Source organism: Tardiphaga sp. 813_E8_N1_3 (assembly GCF_051811025.1).
In the GTDB taxonomy this organism is placed as follows: Bacteria; Pseudomonadota; Alphaproteobacteria; order Rhizobiales; family Xanthobacteraceae; genus Tardiphaga.
In genome coordinates this window covers 345712-361620 of the sequence record NZ_JBPWQE010000001.1, presented here as the reverse complement: position 1 = coordinate 361620, position 15909 = coordinate 345712, and the positions used below count along the sequence as shown (strand labels likewise).

General features: G+C 63.9%; 16 protein-coding genes. 6 read left to right on the top strand and 10 right to left on the bottom strand.

Annotated elements, in window-relative coordinates:
- Positions 1 to 142: 142 nt before the first annotated feature.
- On the bottom strand, positions 143 to 1333 hold the full coding sequence (locus AB8A33_RS01715) for a DUF2125 domain-containing protein (protein WP_439095828.1): 1191 nt from the start codon (positions 1331 to 1333) through the stop codon (positions 143 to 145).
- 127 nt (positions 1334 to 1460) lie between these two features.
- Here AB8A33_RS01715 and AB8A33_RS01710 point away from each other — a divergent pair, with 127 nt between their 5' ends.
- Positions 1461 to 2018, top strand: a complete 558-nt coding sequence (locus AB8A33_RS01710) for a gamma-glutamylcyclotransferase (RefSeq protein ID WP_089267609.1) — start codon at positions 1461 to 1463, stop codon at positions 2016 to 2018.
- A 7-nt stretch (positions 2019 to 2025) separates the two neighbouring features.
- Here the strand turns inward: AB8A33_RS01710 and AB8A33_RS01705 are convergent, their stop codons facing one another.
- The 4 genes from AB8A33_RS01705 to ftsE all read right to left on the bottom strand — a co-directional run bounded on the left by AB8A33_RS01705 (position 2026) and on the right by ftsE (position 5255).
- Entirely contained in the window at positions 2026 to 2799 is a 774-nt protein-coding gene (locus tag AB8A33_RS01705) for a lysophospholipid acyltransferase family protein (protein ID WP_439091174.1), read from the bottom strand.
- A 26-nt stretch (positions 2800 to 2825) separates the two neighbouring features.
- Positions 2826 to 3551: a YdcF family protein gene (locus tag AB8A33_RS01700; RefSeq protein WP_439091173.1), complete on the bottom strand. Its 726-nt coding sequence runs from the start codon at positions 3549 to 3551 to the stop codon at positions 2826 to 2828.
- Positions 3552 to 3631: 80 nt separating this feature from the next.
- Positions 3632 to 4603: a cell division protein FtsX gene (locus AB8A33_RS01695; protein ID WP_315843996.1), complete on the bottom strand. Its 972-nt coding sequence runs from the start codon at positions 4601 to 4603 to the stop codon at positions 3632 to 3634.
- On the bottom strand, positions 4596 to 5255 hold the full coding sequence (gene ftsE, locus AB8A33_RS01690) for a cell division ATP-binding protein FtsE (protein ID WP_068729180.1): 660 nt from the start codon (positions 5253 to 5255) through the stop codon (positions 4596 to 4598). The genes AB8A33_RS01695 and ftsE overlap by 8 nt, the downstream gene beginning before the upstream one ends.
- Positions 5256 to 5383: 128 nt before the next feature.
- On the opposite strand from ftsE, the gene AB8A33_RS01685 reads away from it, so the two are divergent.
- Together AB8A33_RS01685 and AB8A33_RS01680 are read left to right on the top strand one after the other, a co-directional pair.
- A complete protein-coding gene (locus tag AB8A33_RS01685) occupies positions 5384 to 6247 on the top strand; it encodes an MJ0042-type zinc finger domain-containing protein (protein ID WP_439091172.1) in 864 nt (287 codons plus the stop codon).
- 15 nt (positions 6248 to 6262) lie between these two features.
- Positions 6263 to 6640: a response regulator gene (locus AB8A33_RS01680; RefSeq protein WP_439091171.1), complete on the top strand. Its 378-nt coding sequence runs from the start codon at positions 6263 to 6265 to the stop codon at positions 6638 to 6640.
- Positions 6641 to 6836: 196 nt separating this feature from the next.
- Here the strand turns inward: AB8A33_RS01680 and AB8A33_RS01675 are convergent, their stop codons facing one another.
- From AB8A33_RS01675 to argH, 4 genes are all read right to left on the bottom strand, one after another.
- On the bottom strand, positions 6837 to 9452 hold the full coding sequence (locus tag AB8A33_RS01675) for a TIGR02302 family protein (RefSeq protein WP_439091170.1): 2616 nt from the start codon (positions 9450 to 9452) through the stop codon (positions 6837 to 6839).
- A 361-nt stretch (positions 9453 to 9813) separates the two neighbouring features.
- Positions 9814 to 11079 (bottom strand): diaminopimelate decarboxylase, encoded by a 1266-nt coding sequence (lysA, locus tag AB8A33_RS01670; RefSeq protein ID WP_439091169.1) that lies wholly within the window; start codon positions 11077 to 11079, stop codon positions 9814 to 9816.
- 6 nt (positions 11080 to 11085) lie between these two features.
- Complete coding sequence (lptM, locus tag AB8A33_RS01665; RefSeq protein WP_439091168.1) at positions 11086 to 11370, bottom strand: LPS translocon maturation chaperone LptM; 285 nt, start codon at positions 11368 to 11370, stop codon at positions 11086 to 11088.
- A 92-nt stretch (positions 11371 to 11462) separates the two neighbouring features.
- Positions 11463 to 12860 (bottom strand): argininosuccinate lyase, encoded by a 1398-nt coding sequence (argH, locus tag AB8A33_RS01660; RefSeq protein WP_439095827.1) that lies wholly within the window; start codon positions 12858 to 12860, stop codon positions 11463 to 11465.
- A gap of 141 nt (positions 12861 to 13001) precedes the next feature.
- Between argH and tlpA the strand changes: the two genes are divergently transcribed.
- From tlpA to AB8A33_RS01645, 3 genes are all read left to right on the top strand, one after another.
- Positions 13002 to 13676 carry a thiol:disulfide interchange protein TlpA gene (gene tlpA / locus AB8A33_RS01655; RefSeq protein WP_439091167.1) on the top strand — a complete coding sequence of 225 codons (675 nt, stop codon included), beginning with the start codon at positions 13002 to 13004 and terminating at the stop codon, positions 13674 to 13676.
- Positions 13677 to 13826: 150 nt separating this feature from the next.
- Positions 13827 to 14186 carry a DUF1428 domain-containing protein gene (locus AB8A33_RS01650; protein WP_315844001.1) on the top strand — a complete coding sequence of 120 codons (360 nt, stop codon included), beginning with the start codon at positions 13827 to 13829 and terminating at the stop codon, positions 14184 to 14186.
- Positions 14187 to 14211: 25 nt separating this feature from the next.
- Complete coding sequence (locus AB8A33_RS01645) at positions 14212 to 14589, top strand: VOC family protein (RefSeq protein ID WP_439091166.1); 378 nt, start codon at positions 14212 to 14214, stop codon at positions 14587 to 14589.
- A 41-nt stretch (positions 14590 to 14630) separates the two neighbouring features.
- On the opposite strand, the gene AB8A33_RS01640 is transcribed toward AB8A33_RS01645, so the two are convergent.
- On the bottom strand, positions 14631 to 15842 hold the full coding sequence (locus AB8A33_RS01640) for an MFS transporter (RefSeq protein WP_439091165.1): 1212 nt from the start codon (positions 15840 to 15842) through the stop codon (positions 14631 to 14633).
- Between the last annotated feature and the right edge of the window lie 67 nt (positions 15843 to 15909).

The window sequence follows — 15909 nt, the reverse complement described above, 5'->3', positions numbered from 1 at the left end:
CGTCAGCCGATCGCGAACCCGGAATCCCGCGATGTTCATCACCTCGTGCTTCGCGGCCGCGGAGAAGTTGCTCCCACTTCGGGATTCCGGGTTCGCGAGCGCCTGATGGCGCTCTCGCCCCGGAATGACGAGAATCCGCCCCTCAGAACAACGGCGGCACCTGCGCCACGCGCAGCGGGCCAAGGAACACCGCGCCATCGACAAATTTTAGCGGGAACGACCGCGCCGCTTTGCCTTCCAAGACAGCCGCAGTCCCGATCGAATTGACGCCGGCGGCAAGGCCGCTGCCGGCATTCTTGCGCACGACATTGCCAAGACCGGGAATCGCGCGATCCAGCGCACCGAGGATGTTGTTGACGTCCTGCGATTTTACGCCGGGCGCAATGCGATCCAGCGCCTCCTGAGGCACGCCCATCTCCAGCAGCTTGTCGATACCGAGCGCCGCAACGGCCTTGTCGAGGCCGGCCACAGTCATCTGCAATTCGCCGTCGAGATTGCCCGCGGCGGTCAGACCGAGCGAGCCCGTCGCCAGCGAGATGATCTCGCCCTGCTGGACGCGCGACTGCACGATCTCGACGCGTCCACCTGCAGCCTGAAGCTCGCGGAAACGCTGCGGCCAGGGCTTGGGCGCGACATCCTTGAGGCCGCTGAGCAATGCGCGGATATCGGCATCGAAGGGTGCGGCGAGGATCGGATGAACATCGGCAATGCTGCCGCTCCTGATCTGCAGGGCCGTCTCGATCACCGGCTTGTCCGGCGTCGAATTCGCTGCCGTGCGGCCATGCAGTTCGACCTGTTTGGCACGTGCGGTCGGCGCCTGCACCGAGCCGGCGAAACGGTCGAGCGACACGTCGTCGAACACGATGTCGGCACTGTCAGGCGTACCGGGCAGACCGGTGATGCTGCTGCGCGCGGTGCCCCAGTTCATCACCATCGCCGGCTGGCCACGATCGGACAGGACGGCCGGTGCCGTGAATTCGGCGACCAGGAGCCGCGGCGTGTAGATCTGCGCAACCACGACGATCTCACCGAGCTTCGCGGTGATCGGCACCTGCGTCGCATTCTGGGTGGCTGTTTGCGAGGTCAGCGAAACACTGACGCCGCTGCAGCGGACTTCAAGCCGGAACGGGAAGCCGGAGACCGAACGGTTGACGCAATCATAGACGCGGCCGGCCGCGGCCTCTCGGGCGCGCCAGATATCGACGTTTTCGTCGACCTTGGACGCAGCATAGAACCAGAAGCCGCTCCACGCCGCCGCAAGGACGACGATGATGACGGGCAGGATGAAAATCGGCCAGAGGCGGCGCTGGGTGGGCTGTGCATATTCGGACATGGCGGGACGTAGATCGCATGATTTTGTCAAATCGGCGATCCCTTTCATGGGGTTATCCTGCGGTCGCAGGGCCACATTGCAGGAAATCCTGATCGCCCGGCCGCAATGTTTCTGCTAGGTCGGCACCATGACCGCGAAAATCACCGCCGAGCCCGATTCCGACAGCGATCTCTGGGTGTTCGGCTATGGCTCCCTGATGTGGCGGCCGGGCTTCGAGTTCATCGAACAGGTCCCGGCCCGGCTAATTGGCGAACATCGGGCGCTCTGCGTCTATTCCTTCGACCACCGCGGCACGCCGGAAAAGCCAGGCCTCGTGCTCGGCCTGGACCGCGGCGGCGCCTGCCGCGGCATTGCCTTTCGCGTAGCGGCAAAGCTCCGCCATGACACCATCGCCTATCTCAGAGAGCGCGAGCAGACCACCCATGTCTATCGCGAAGTGATGCGTTCGGTCTGGCTCGATGACGTCGAGCGAACCCGCGTCAGCGCGCTGGCCTATGTGGTCGACCGCGGCCACGTGCAATATGCGGGGCGCCTGAGCCTCAGCGAACAGTTGCATTTCGTGCGGCAGGGCCACGGGCGTTCCGGGCTCAACCGCGATTACGTGCTCTCGACGGTGAAGGCCATCGAGGCCGAAGGTTTTCGCGACGCGCAGCTCCATCAGCTCGCAGCCATGCTGCACGAGTGACCAAGCGCTAGCTCTCTTTCACCGCCACATTCGGCACACGCCCGAAGATCGTCGCCTGCTCCGCGCGCGCCTCCGCAACAATACGATCGGTGGCGGCTTCGATCGACGTGCTGATCGCCGCGATGAATTCCTTGCGTGGCAGGCCGGGCGGCAACGGGTCGAGAAACTCCACCACCAGCGTGCCGGGATAGCGCAGGAAAGTGCGGCGCGGCCAGAACAGGCCAGAATTCAGCGCCACCGGCAGACATGGCGCGCCGGATTTGGTGTAGATTTGCGCGACGCCGGGTTTGTAATCCGGTGGTGCCTCGACAGGCCGACGCGTGCCTTCGGGAAAGATAATGAGCTGACGGCCGAGCTGGATTTCTTCGGTGGCGCGTTTGGCCATATCGATGAGCGAACGCGCACCGCCATCGCGATCGACGCCGATCATCTTCGACTTCTTCAGGTACCAGCCAAAGAACGGAATCTGCCCGAGCTCGCGCTTGTAGATGAACAACGGCCGGTCAAAGAACGGCATCAGCGCGAAGGTCTCCCACATCGATTGATGTTTCGAGGCGACGATCAGCGGCCCCGCCGGAATTTTCTCGAGACCGCGATAATCGACCCTGGTGTTGCAGACGACACGCATCAGCCAGATGCTGCTAGTCGCCCAGGCCTTCGCGATCGCCATGAAGGCACGCGGCGGCATCACGAAGGTTGGAATCGCCACCAGGATCCAGAACACCAGCAGCACATAGAACAGCACGTTGTAGATCAACGAACGCACGAATATCGAAGTCATGGTGTTCCGATCAGCTCAATTGCAGTTCAATTCGCAGACGCCGTGGCCGGCCGGCGCTGCGGCGCGTCGCTCTGCTGGTCGCTGCCGGAATCCGGCATCAGATCAATGCCGATATTCGCCAGCCGCACCCGCGCTTCAGCCGCGAGATATTTGACATATTCCGATAGCAGCAACCGCAGCGTCGGGCCACTAGTCCACCACGGTTCGTCACGCCATTTATCGCCAATCACCGAGAACGGAATCAGTTCGATATCCGGCATCTCGTGCGACATTTCGACGATCGCGCGCGGCATGTGATAATTCGAGGTCACCACGATCAGCGACTTAAAGCCGCGCTCATGGACCCAGCGTTTGGTCTCCACCGCGTTGCTGCGGGTATTGACGGCGGAGCGATCGAGATCGACGCAACAATCCAGCAGCCGCTGGCTGTCCGGCAGCGTGCGCGAGATATTGGCCGCACCATTGGTGGGATGCACGCCGGAGATCAGCAACCGTTTGCCGAAGCCATTGGCGAGCAGTTCGAGCGCATCCGCAACACGCGACGACCCGCCGGTCAGGACCACGATGCCATCGGCATTCGCCGACGGCTTCAATTCACCACTGCGGAGTTGCGCAAGAAACGCAACGAAGCCGATGGCGCCGACCATGAAAGACAGCGCGAACGCGACCACGAGTGCCGCACGGATGACGCGCCGCCGCGGTAGCGCGGCGACGTGCATCTCCGTGGTGTCCTGGTCGTCGAGCAAGGTCATCGGTCTGGCGTTTGGTCCTTTGGCAGCAATCTTAGGTATTTTTCGGCGCCTTGGCGATGCCACCGCCCGTGCCTGACGCGTTACTCGATATCGTTCAGCGTCGAAAACAATGTGCGGCGCGACGCCCAGGCGGTAATTCCTGCTATCAACAGCGCCTGCCCTGCCACCGCGAGATAGCCTGACGACCGCAGCGAGAACGTCCCCAGCAATGCGGCGAACTGGTCTCCCACCGGCGTGCCGGAGAACCAGCTCGCGATCGACTCGGAAAACCCGAACATCAGCATCGCGGCACCGCCGCCAATGATACCGCCCTGCAGGCCAAGCCGCAGAAAGTGGCGGAAGAAGCGGTTGGCAATATAGCGGTCGCCGGCGCCGACGAAATGCAGCACCTCGACGATCGGCCGGTTCGCCGCCATCGCGCCACGCGTCGCAAAGGATACAGAGATAATGGTGGCGATAATAACGAGTGCAAGGATGCCGAGCCCGGCCAGCACCGTTGCCGATGTCATCGACCGCATCCGCTCGACCCAGGCGCGATGATCGTCAACGCTGGCCGAGGGCACGGCCTGCGTCACCCGCTTGCGCAAGCCAACGATATCGAGCGCCGCGCCTGGAGTGACGCGCGCAATGATCACGCGAGGCACCGGCAGGTCGTCGAGTGACAGTCCAGTACCGAGCCAAGGCTCCAGCAACTGCGCGGATTGCTCCCTGCTATAGGGCTGCACCTCGACAATCCCCGGCTGTCCGCGAATGGCATCGGTGACCGCCTGCGTATCGCGGTCGAGATCGCGGCCGCCCACCGGCTTCACCTGGATCGTGATTTCGCTGGCGACTTCCGATTGCCACTCCGACGCCGACGCGCTGATCAGCAGCACCGCGCCTGTCGTGATGGAGGCGAGGAAGGTCATGATGGCGACGACGGCGACCAGCGCGCGGCCGGCGATCGAGCCCCGCGGCACGATCGGGGATGCATTGCGCGCCTTCGCCGGGACCTGCGGGCGATCGGTGCCGAGGTCCATCAGCGGGCCGTGTTCTTCGCCGATTCTACTCATAGATATGCAGCCGGCCTTGATGCAGCACCATGCGCCGCGCGTCGTATTGATCCATCAATGTAATATCGTGGGTCGCGATAATCACCGCGGTGCCGGATTTGTTGAGTTCGATGAACAGCCGCAGCAGACGCCGGCCCAGTGTCGGGTCGACGTTACCCGTCGGCTCGTCCGCCAGCAGCAGCATGGGCCGCGCGATCACTGCGCGCGCGATCGCCGCGCGCTGCTTCTCACCGCCCGACAGGATCGGCGGCAGTGCATCCATGCGGTCGCCGAGGCCGACCCATTTCAGCAGATCGATGACTTCGCGCCGATAGCTGGATTCCTCGCGGCCCATCACCCGGAACGGCAGCGCGACATTCTCATAGGTCGTCATGTGATCGAGCAGGCGGAAATCCTGCAGCACGATACCGATGCGCTTGCGCAGGTCGGCGATCTCGTCCTTGCCGAGCAGCGAGATATCCTGGCCGAACAGATTGACCAACCCGCGGGTCGGCCGCAGCGACAGGAACAACAGACGCAGCAGCGAGGTCTTGCCGGCGCCGGAAGGCCCGGTCAGAAACTGGAACGAATGCGCAGGGATCTGGAAATTGAGGTCGCGCAGAATCTCCGGGCCCAGCCCGTAGCGCAAACCAACATTTTCGAACCGGACCACATTCAGCTCCGTTCGATGGGTTCAAAAAGCCTCAAAAAGACGGTCAATTGCTTGTGCGGCCGTTATGGTTTCCGATTCGTTAACGGTCGTCTTGTAGCCTGCCGGCCATGTCATCGGCTATCGGCTCCATGCATATCGTTTGCCCCAATTGCACGACGTCCTACGCCGTGAACCCGGCCACGTTCGGCGATGCCGGACGGACGGTGCGCTGCGCCCGCTGCAAGGAAGTCTGGCTGGCGCGGCCAGAGGACCTGTCCCGCGCCGAAGCCCGTGTTCCCGCCATGGCGGCGAAGGCCAGCGAGCCCGATCCGAACGAGGATATGAGCGCCTGGGGCGTGACCGAGGACGACGACGCCTCGGCGCCGAACGTTCCGGTGGTCGAGAGCCCCTCGATTTCAGCCGACTGGCCGGTCGATGCCAATGATCGTACCGAGGAGGCCGACTGGGCCACGCTGGCGCAGCACGACGCGGTGGCCGCGATGCGGGCCACCCCGCCATCGCGCTTGGCCGCGCTGGGCCGTTTCGTACCGTCGCTGCCGCGCCTGTTCGTCATGCCGAGGCACAGTCTGCCGATCGCTACCGCTGCCATGGCGTCGCTGTTGCTCGCACTGGTAATCTGGCGCGTCGACCTGGTCAGACTGATGCCGCAGACCGCGACTTTCTATCAGGCGGTGGGCCTCGACGTGAATATACGGGGGCTTGCCTTCAAGGACGTCAAGGTCACCACCGAGACCGTCGATGGCAAGTCGGTCTTGCTTATCGAAGGCCTGATCGTGTCCGAAACCCGCACGCCCACCGCATTGCCGCGCCTGCGTTTCGTGGTACGCGACGAGAAGGGGACTGAAATATATGGCTGGAACGCCGTGCTCGAACAGCCCGGCCTCAATCCCGGCGACAAGACATGGTTTCGATCGCGGCTGGCCTCGCCGCCGGCCGAGGGCCGCAGTATCGATGTGCGCTTCTTCACCAAGCGCGATGTCGCCGGCGCGTAAGTCTGAGGAGTTGTCGTGGCGCGTATCCTGATTGCAGATGACGAAGAATCGATGCGGCTGCTGGTCGGCCGCGCCATCGCCATGGATGGCCACGAGATCGTCACGGCCGAAGACGGCGCCGAGGCGCTGGAGATCCTTACTGAGCAGGGCGGCGCATTCGACCTGCTGCTGACCGACATCAAGATGCCCATCATGGACGGCATCGCGCTGGCGCTGGCCACGGCGCGCGACTTCCCCGAACTCACGATCCTGCTGATGACCGGCTATGCCGACCAGCGCGAACGCGCGACGGGCCTGAATGCAATCGTGCACGATGTGGTGACGAAACCGTTTTCGGTGGCGGATATCCGCACGGCGGTAGCGGACGCGCTGGCGGTGAAGAACAAGGGATAAGCGCTCCCTTCTTGTCCCTCCCTCAAGCGCAGCGTAGCTGCGCGCAGCGGGGAGGGTGGCCGGCCGATAGGCCGGACGGGTGGGGTCTCGCCACACGTGAGAGCGCTGCTTGTGGCACCCCCACCCCGGCCTATCGGCCGACCCTCCCCGCAAGGGGGAGGGATGCTATTGCCGCCAGCACTTCAACAGCTGCCCCTCAATAATCCTTCAGCAGCCGCTCGATGTAATCGAGTTCGAGCTGCGGCCGGGTCGTGTCGCCGAGACGACGACGCAATTCTTCCAAGATTCTCCGCACACGCTGCACGTCGATCTCGCCGGGAATCTTCACCGTGAGATCGTCGCCGAGTTCGCGGCCACGCAGCGGACGTCCGAGCGGATCGCTTTGCCGGCCACCACTCTGCTGGCGGCCGGGATTGTTGCCGGGGCCGTCGTTCTGGCCTTCACCCTCGCCCTGCTGCATGGCCTGCGCGAGCTTCTGTGCTCCCTTGCGGAGCGCATCGAGCGCCTTGCCCTGCGAACCGACCGCACCGTCGGCATTGCCCTCACCAAGCTGGCCGCCGGCATCGCCCATGGCGCTGTCGGCATCGCCGAGACCATCACCGTCGCCATCACCATCAGCGTCCGCCTGGTCGTCGCCGCCTTGACCTTGCTGGCCTTGTTGCCCCTGCTGGCCCTTTTGCCCCTGCCCTTTTTGACCCTTCTGACCCTGGCCCATGCCCTGCTTGGCGAGCTGGTCCTGTAGCTGCTTGAGGCGGTCGCGCAGGTTCTGCTGGTCCTGCTGCAGATCGCCCATACCCTGCTCGCCCTGCTTGCCGCGGCGGCGCTCGTTGCGCTGGTCCTGGCCCTGCTTGAAAGTCTTGTCGCGCAACTGCTGCTGCTTGCGGATCATGTCCCCAAGCTCGTTCATCGCCTGATCCATCTCGCTGTCACCGGACTGGCCGGGCTGCGCCATCTGCAGGTTTTCCAGCATCTGCTGCATCTGTTCGAGCAACTGCTTGGCGGCGTCCTTGTCGCCTGAGCGCGACAACCGCTCCATGCGCTCGATCATGTTGTTGAGGTCCTGCTGCCGCATCACCTTGGTGTTCTTGTCGAGCGGACGCGCCAGCTGCTGCGGATTCTGCTTCATCTGCTCGGCGAGCTGCTTCAGGAAATTGTCCAGCGCCGCGCGCAGATTCTCGGTGAGCTTCTTGATCTCTTCGTCGCTGGCGCCGCGCTCCAGCGCCTGCTTCAGCGCGTCCTGCGCCGCCTTCAGCGCCTTGTCGACATCGGTGATGTCGCCGTCCTCGATGGTGACGGCGAGCGCCCACAGGCTGGCGACGACTTCCTTCAAGGCAGCATCAGTGCGGGCGCGTTCGATCTGGGTGGCAACGCTGCGCAGCCCGAGATACTGGCCTGCTTCCGGCGTGAAAGCTTCCGGAGCGATCATCAGGGCCTGCAGCGCGAAGGAGACCTGGCCGCGCTGATTGGCGTCGAGTGCCAGAATACGGCGCTGTTCGATCAGCGCGCGCGGCAACGGCTTGGTGAACAGCCGCTCCGGCAGCCGCATATTGAACGGCTCGCTCTTGCCCTCGTTGCCAGACTCATCCTTGGCGGTCAGCGTCAGCGTGACATCGGCGCCGGCATAGGGATCCTCGCTGAGATCCTTGACGGTCTGGCCGACACCGTTGCGCGTGCGCGCATTTGGCAGCACCAGCGCAAATGACGGCGCATCGAACAGCGGCCGCGGCTTGGCGGCTTCCTTGATGCCATCCTTGGTCTCGGCGGGACGCGCGGCGAATTGCGCATGGGCTTCGGTAACGCCGTAGTCGTCCTCGAGCTTGTAGGACATCTGCAGCGAACCACGCGCCTGACGCTCCGGGTCCTTGGCGAGCGCGATGGTCGGCGGACGATCACCCGTTGCCGTGAACTTCCACTGCGGCTGGCCGGACGGCGCACGGACATGTGCTGTCCCATCAGACGTGATGGTGAAATGCTTTTCGTTGGTACCCTTCGGGGCTTCCGCCGTCGGCGCGACGTCAGCGACACCGCCGGTGAGAACGACATCAAGCGCTCCACCGCTGGAGCGCACGATCAGCGTCGAGCCCGACGGCACCGGCAATGCAGCGGCATCGGCCGTGGACGCATCCTTGTTGGCGGCAGACAGGATGATCGGCGGCTTGCCCGTGTAAGGCGGCGGCGTGATCCAGGCATCGACCCGCACATTCGCCGGCGCCAGCACGCCGTTCCAGTCGAACGCCGCCATGATCCGTGCGCCGCGCTCGCCACTGGCGGCAAACCAGGTCGCAAACAGCAGCACGACGACGATGGCGCGCAGCGCCCAGGGATCGTGGATTGCGAGGCGCGGCGACGGCAGACCGGCGCGGATTTTCTTGAGCGAGGCCAGCGTACGCTCGCGCTGAACCAGCCACAGCGCCCGGGCCATCGGATCCTGCGACGACAGCGTGTCGGTCAGCGCGGTTGCGGGGCGATGCGCAATTCCGGTGCCGCGATCGAGGCGCGACAGGCCCTCTTCACGCGACGGCCAGCGAAACTTCAGGAGAGGAACGAGCGTCGCCAGCGCGGCGATGACGAACAACGCAAGACCGATGGCGCGTGCAGTGAAGGGAAGCGTCAGCCACAGACCGGCCCAGGACGCCACCAGAAACAACCCGACGACACTGAGCAGCCGGGCCAGATGCGGCCACCCCCGCTCCCAGCCAATCGCCAGCCGGGCGCGCTGCAGCGCCTGCGCGAGCTGGAGCTGCGCCGCCGCCTGACGATCGGCATTTGGATCGTGTGGTGGTTGTGGTCGGTCGGGGGGCGCAGCGCTCAACGACGATCTCCGATGTTACCGCACGACACACTAGCACGGCGGCGGCAATGAGGCATGGCACAGGGCCATCCATTCACATGCAAAGCCTGAGCCTAAGTCGATTCGGAGCGATTGGGGTCACGAAGGCGTGAGAAATGATCTGGGCGCACCCGCGGTAGCGGCATCCCTCCCCCAAGCGTAGCGCAGTGGGGAGGGTCGGCCGAGCGAGGACGAAGCGAAGCTTCGTTCGAAGTGGAGGCCGGGGTGGGGCGTCTCCGCGGGCGACAGAGCGCATGGGAAGCACCCCACCCGTCTGGCCTCCGGCCAGCCACCCTCCCCACTGCGCGTGGCTATGCCGCGCTCGAGGGAGGGAGAAGAAAGATCACAACCAGGGCGCGGCCTTGTCCATGGCGATCAGCTGCTCGACTTCGATGCGCGGGCGGACCACCGCATACTGATCGTCTTTCACCAGCACTTCCGGGACCAGCGCGCGGGTGTTGTAGGTTCCCGCCTGCACGGCGCCATAGGCGCCGGCGGTCATGATCGCGAGCAAATCGCCTGACTTCAGCTCCGGCAGCTTGCGGTCGAGGGCGAGGTAATCGCCGGTTTCACAGACCGGGCCGACGACGTCGACGACCGCCAGCTTCGCACCGGACGCGGGCGCCGCTACCGGCAGGATCTCGTGATAGGCCTCATACAAAGTCGGCCGGATCAGATCGTTCATGGCCGCATCGATGATAACGAAGGTCTTGCCGTCGCCATGCTTCACATGGATGACGCGCGCAACGAGGATGCCGGCATTGCCGACGATCATGCGGCCGGGCTCGAACATCAGCGTGCAGCCGAGATTATGCGTCACGCGCTTGACCATCGCCGCATAGGCCAGCGGCTCCGGCGGCGCGGCGCGATCCTCGTAATAGGGAATGCCGAGACCGCCGCCGAAATCGACATGCGAAATCGTGTGGCCGTCGTTGCGCAGCACGGTGACGAAATCGGCCAGGATGCGAAATGCCTGCTCCATCGGGGCGAGATCGGTAATCTGGCTGCCGATATGCATGTCGACGCCGGTGACCTCAATACCCGGCAGCTTCGCAGCGCGAGCATAGACCTCGCGTGCCTTGCTGATGGGGATGCCGAACTTGTTTTCCGACTTGCCGGTGGAAATCTTGGCATGGGTGCCAGAGTCTACATCGGGATTGACCCGGATCGAGATCCGCGCCGTCCGGCCGGTCTCGCTGGCGATCTCCGACAGCAATGCGAGTTCAGGCTCCGACTCGATATTGAGACAGAGAATATCCTCATCGAGCGCCAGCCGCAGCTCGTCCGCGGTCTTGCCGACACCGGAAAACACGATCTTTCGCGACGGGATGCCGGCCGCCAGCGCGCGCTTCAACTCGCCACCGGAGACCACGTCGGCGCCCGCACCGAGCTTGGCCAGCGTGCGCAGCACCGACTGGTTGGAATTCGCCTTCATGGCGTAGCAGACCAGCGCCTTGGTATCGGCGAAGGCGTCGGTGAAGACGCGGTAGTGCCGCTCCAGCGTTGCGGTCGAATAGCAATAGAATGGCGTGCCGACGGCATCCGCCATTTCGGCAATATCAACGCCTTCGGCGTGCAGTACGCCGTTGCGATAGTCGAAATGGCGCATGGCGAGTTAGTCCAGGATCGGATCGAGCAGGAACGGCTTCTTGCGACCACGGGTCGCCGCCGGCGGGCCCTCATCGACACCGTTCGAGGGCGCGAACACGTCCCTGCCCTTATTGGCAGCCGACTGTGCATCGGGATCGACCGCCGGAGCGCCAGTGCCCATCGGCTGTGCGGACGCCTGTGGCGGCAGATCGAGGCCACCTTTACGGCCGCAGCCAGCCAGCGCCAAAGCAGAAGCGGTCAGAACGAGAATGGCCCATCGCGCGGACGCAGGGCGGGTCGGACGAGTCACAGCTAAATCCCCAAATGCGGGCGCACCATACAAAGATTGCCGCGCTCTGGCGAGACCCCGAAATCCATTGAATTTTCGCGCGCCAGGCACGATCAGCCCAATTTCCGCTCTTTTTCCAGTCGCTTGAGCCAGGCCTTCGCCTGCGACGTCACATTCTTCGGCGCCGTGCCGCCATAGCTGACCCGGCTCTTCACCGAGGATTCCACCGACAGAACCTTCATCACTTCTGCCGTGATCTTCGGTTCCACCGTCTGCATCTCCTTCAGGTCGAGCTCGTGCAACGCCACGCCCTTCCTGGTTGCGATGCCGACGATCCGGCCGGTGACGTGATGGGCGTCGCGGAACGGCATCTTCAGCGTTCGTACCAGCCAGTCGGCGAGATCGGTGGCAGTGGCATAGCCCTCGCCAGCGGCTGCCTTCATGCGCTCCTCATTGGGCACGAGATCGCGCACCATGCCGGCAATGGCGCGGATCGCGAGCGACAGCGCCGAATAGGCTTCCATCGCGCCGGCTTTGTCCTCCTGCATGTCCTTCTGATAGGCCAGCGGCAGCCCCTTCATCACGATCAGCAAGCCAGTGAGCGACCCAATCACGCGGCCGGTCTTGGCGCGCACCAGTTCGGCCGCATCCGGATTGCGCTTTTGCGGCATGATCGAGGAGCCGGTGGTGAACTTGTCCGAGAGCCTGACAAGGCCGACCAGCGGCGAGGTCCAGATCACGATTTCCTCGGCGAAGCGCGACAGATGCACGGCCGCGATGGACGCAGCCGACAGCGTCTCCAGCACGAAATCGCGATCTGACACCGCATCAAGCGAATTGGCCATCGGGCGATCGAATCCGAGCGCCTTGGCAGTGGCATGGCGATCGATCGGGAACGAGGTGCCGGCCAGCGCAGCGGCGCCGAGCGGGCTTTCATTGAGGCGCTTGCGCGCATCGGCGAAGCGGCCGCGATCGCGCGACACCATTTCCACATAGGCCAGCAGATGATGACCGAAGGTCACCGGCTGCGCGGTCTGCAGATGGGTGAAGCCAGGCATCACCGTGTCGGCATGTTCCAGCGCGCGATCGACCAGCGCCTGTTGCAGCGACGCGAAAGCACTATCGATCTCGTCGATCGTATCGCGCACGAACAGGCGGAAATCGGTCGCGACCTGGTCGTTGCGGGACCGCGCGGTATGCAGGCGGCCGGAGGCAGGTCCGATCAGCTCGCCAAGCCGGCTCTCCACATTCATGTGAATGTCTTCGAGCGCACGCTTGAATGTGAACGATCCCTTGGTGATCTCTGACAGGATCGTGTCTAGACCAGCTGCGATATTTTTCGCATCTTTCGCGGTGATAATCCCCTGCTTGGCAAGCATCGCGGCATGGGCCTTGGACGCGGTAATGTCCTGGGCATAAAGATGGCGATCGACGTCGATGGAGACATTGATTTCCTCCATGATGGCGTCGGGGCTTTCATCGAACAGCCCGCCCCACATCTTGTTGCTCACACTGGAGCCTTTACCGTCGTTGCCGGACTTGCCGTTGCCCTTGCGCGAAGCCATGAATTGTCACTCATCTTTAACCGCAGCCGACGGATCGTCCGTCGCCAACCGTTGCATAGCCCTAACTGAGACCGAATGACAAACCCTATGCCCGACCAGCCTGCCCCCCGTCCGGTCAAACGCCGCCTGATCGTGCTCGGCGCGGTGCTCGTAGGCGCCGTGGTCGGCTTTGCCGCGGTGTCCAATATGGATCGGCTGCGGCAGCAGGCTGCGCCGGGCGATCCGACCTGTGCACCGGCCATAGCGCTGTCGAAGAAGATCGAACCGCTGGCGCGCGGCGAAGTCGCCGGCCTGACCATGGCCAGGACGCCGCTGAAATTGCCGGACCTCGCTTTCAGAGATGCCGACGGCCAGGAGAAGAAGCTGTCCGACTGGCGCGGCCGGACGGTGCTGGTGAACCTGTGGGCCACCTGGTGCGTGCCCTGCCGCAAGGAAATGCCGGCGCTGAATAACCTCGAGACGAAGCTCGGCGGCCCGGATTTCCAGGTCGTTGCGATCAATATCGACACCCGCGACGCCGAGAAGCCGAAGGTGTTCCTGAAAGAGGGCGGCCTCAACCGGCTGGATTATTTCACCGACACCTCGGCCAAGGTGTTCCAGGACCTCAAGGGCATCGGCCGCGCGCTGGGCATGCCGACCTCGGTGCTGATCGACGGCAAGGGTTGCGAGATCGCAACCATCGCCGGCCCCGCCGAATGGGACAGCGAAGACGCCATCAAGCTACTGAAAGCGGCGGTGAAGCCCGCCGCAGCGAGTTTCTGAGACCGCGGCATAAACGACTGCGACATACGGCCGCCTGCCCCAGCCGCGAAATCCCCCGCCATCCTGTCGGATGGACGCAATGACGTTCGTCTTGAAAACAACCGGGCTTCACGCCCGGCGCTTTTGCATGACAGCAGGGAGAAACGACCGATGGCCTATACTGACGGATTCATTGTTCCGGTGCCGAAGAAGAACCTCGCCGCCTATCGCAGCCTCGCACGCAAGGCCGGCAAGATCTGGCGCGAATACGGCGCGCTCGACTATCATGAATATGTTGCCGATGACGTCAGCGTTGGCAAATGGACCTCGTTCCCGCGCAGCGTGAAGCTGAAACCTGACGAGACCGTCGTGTTTTCCTATATCATCTACAAGTCACGCAAGGATCGCGACCGCATCAATGCGAAGGTGATGAAGGATCCGCGCCTCGCCAAGATGATGGATCCGAAGGCGATGCCGTTCGATGCCAAACGCATGATCTATGGTGGCTTCAAGACGCTGGTTTCGGTCTGATCCTGAAGGGTGAAGGAGATGCACGATGACTCCGCACGGTCACTTCAACTGGAATGAATTCGTGACGCGCGACCCCGAACGCGCCAAGCGCTTCTATCAGGAGACCATCGGCTGGACCTATCAGCCAAAGACGCTTGCGGGCGGCGGGATCTACTGGATTGCGATGATGGACGATGTGCGCGTCGGCGGCATCTTCCACGCGGAAGGTCCGGGCTACCAGAATGTCCCGGACGGCTGGATGCCATATCTGGCCGTCGATGACGTCGACGCACGGGTGAAGAAGGCGGTCGCTGCCGGCGCGACGCTGATGCGGCCGGTATTCGACATTCCCGATGTCGGCCGGCTCGCAATCCTGCTGCAGCCCGGCGGCGCCGGGATCGGCTGGGTCACGCCGTTCACGTAAGAGAAGCCGAGAGGCAGCAAGCTGCTGCCTCTCTTCGCGCTTCAGGCTGGCACCTCGCCGCTGCGCGACAGCGACACGAGCAGCGCGCCCGCCAGCGTCGCCGCTGCGAGATAACCAACGGCGCCGAACGGACCGAGACCATCGACCAGAATGCCGCCCACGACGGCGCCGACCGTGATCGCCACCTGGAAAGCGGAGACGAGCAGACCGCCCGCGGATTCAGCTTCGTCCGATGCGACCCGCACCATCCACGTCTGGAAGCCAACCGGCAGGACGCCGAATGCAAAGCCCCAGAGGCCCACCGCGATGCCTGCGACAAGGCCCGAACTGCCGAAAACAAGCAGAACCAGCGCGAGCACGGCGATGGCCGCAGACCCCGTGACGATCGCAAGTTTCGCACTGCGGGCGACAAGCACCCCGCCCGCGAAATTTCCGAAGAAGCCGCCGACGCCATAAGCGAGCAGGACGATTGAGATTGCAGTGACCGGAAGCTTCGGCACCTGCTCGAGGAAATGCCGGACGTAAGTGAAGCCGGCGAAGTGGCCCGAGATACTGACGGCGATCGCGATCATCACGAGCCGGACACTGGGCCGACGCATCAGCACGAACAGCGTACGCACATCCGGTGATGTGAGCGGCGGCAAGCGCGGCAACGTCAGCATCTGAAAGACAAGCACGACGGCGCTGACGGCGGCGGCCAGCAAGAACACGCTCCGCCACCCCCAGAGATCACCAAGATATGCACCGATCGGCGCGGCGCTGACGGTGGCGATCGAAACACCACTGAAAATCAGCGAGATCGCGCGTGGCAGCGCCTCCGCCGGAACAAGTCGCATCGCGGTGGCGGTTGCCATCGCCCAAAAACCGCTGAGGCTGATGCCGAGCAGCACGCGGGCAAACAACAGGATCGGCAGATTGCTGGCCGTCGCCGACAGCAGGTTGGACACGATCAGCAGCACCGTGAGCAGCCACAGGACGACGCGGCGATCCATGGCGCGTGTCACGATGGCCGTCGCAAGCCCCGCGATGATCCCGACAAGGGAAGTCGCCGTGACCACCTGCCCAGCGGCGCCGACCGAGACGCCGAGATCGGTAGCGATCGGCGTGAGCAGGCTAGCGGGCAGGAATTCAGCAGTGACCTGGCTGAACGCGCCAAGCATCAAGGAGACAACAGCCGCCCAGGCCGGGTCCGCCCGCTCAGTGGTTACGGGAGAAATATCGGCATCAAGTGCGGCAGTGGCGGAATCAGTCATGGCAGCCTCCAGAAGGGACACCGGAGATGGAGGTGACCTCCTGGAGTTTCCATGCTAGAAAACCCGC

Bases quoted from the DNA above. Each gene is read 5' to 3' on its own strand.
- AB8A33_RS01650 (WP_315844001.1), top strand. From the start codon at position 13,827: ATGGCCTATACTGACGGATTCATTGTTCCGGTGCCGAAGAAGAACCTC.
- AB8A33_RS01705 (WP_439091174.1), bottom strand. From the start codon at position 2,799: ATGACTTCGATATTCGTGCGTTCGTTGATCTACAACGTGCTGTTCTAT.
- AB8A33_RS01695 (WP_315843996.1), bottom strand. From the start codon at position 4,603: ATGAGTAGAATCGGCGAAGAACACGGCCCGCTGATGGACCTCGGCACC.
- lysA (WP_439091169.1), bottom strand. From the start codon at position 11,079: ATGCGCCATTTCGACTATCGCAACGGCGTACTGCACGCCGAAGGCGTT.
- AB8A33_RS01645 (WP_439091166.1), top strand. From the start codon at position 14,212: ATGACTCCGCACGGTCACTTCAACTGGAATGAATTCGTGACGCGCGAC.
- AB8A33_RS01685 (WP_439091172.1), top strand. From the start codon at position 5,384: ATGCATATCGTTTGCCCCAATTGCACGACGTCCTACGCCGTGAACCCG.
- AB8A33_RS01700 (WP_439091173.1), bottom strand. From the start codon at position 3,551: ATGACCTTGCTCGACGACCAGGACACCACGGAGATGCACGTCGCCGCG.
- AB8A33_RS01710 (WP_089267609.1), top strand. From the start codon at position 1,461: ATGACCGCGAAAATCACCGCCGAGCCCGATTCCGACAGCGATCTCTGG.
- tlpA (WP_439091167.1), top strand. From the start codon at position 13,002: ATGCCCGACCAGCCTGCCCCCCGTCCGGTCAAACGCCGCCTGATCGTG.
- AB8A33_RS01715 (WP_439095828.1), bottom strand. From the start codon at position 1,333: ATGTCCGAATATGCACAGCCCACCCAGCGCCGCCTCTGGCCGATTTTC.
- AB8A33_RS01640 (WP_439091165.1), bottom strand. From the start codon at position 15,842: ATGACTGATTCCGCCACTGCCGCACTTGATGCCGATATTTCTCCCGTA.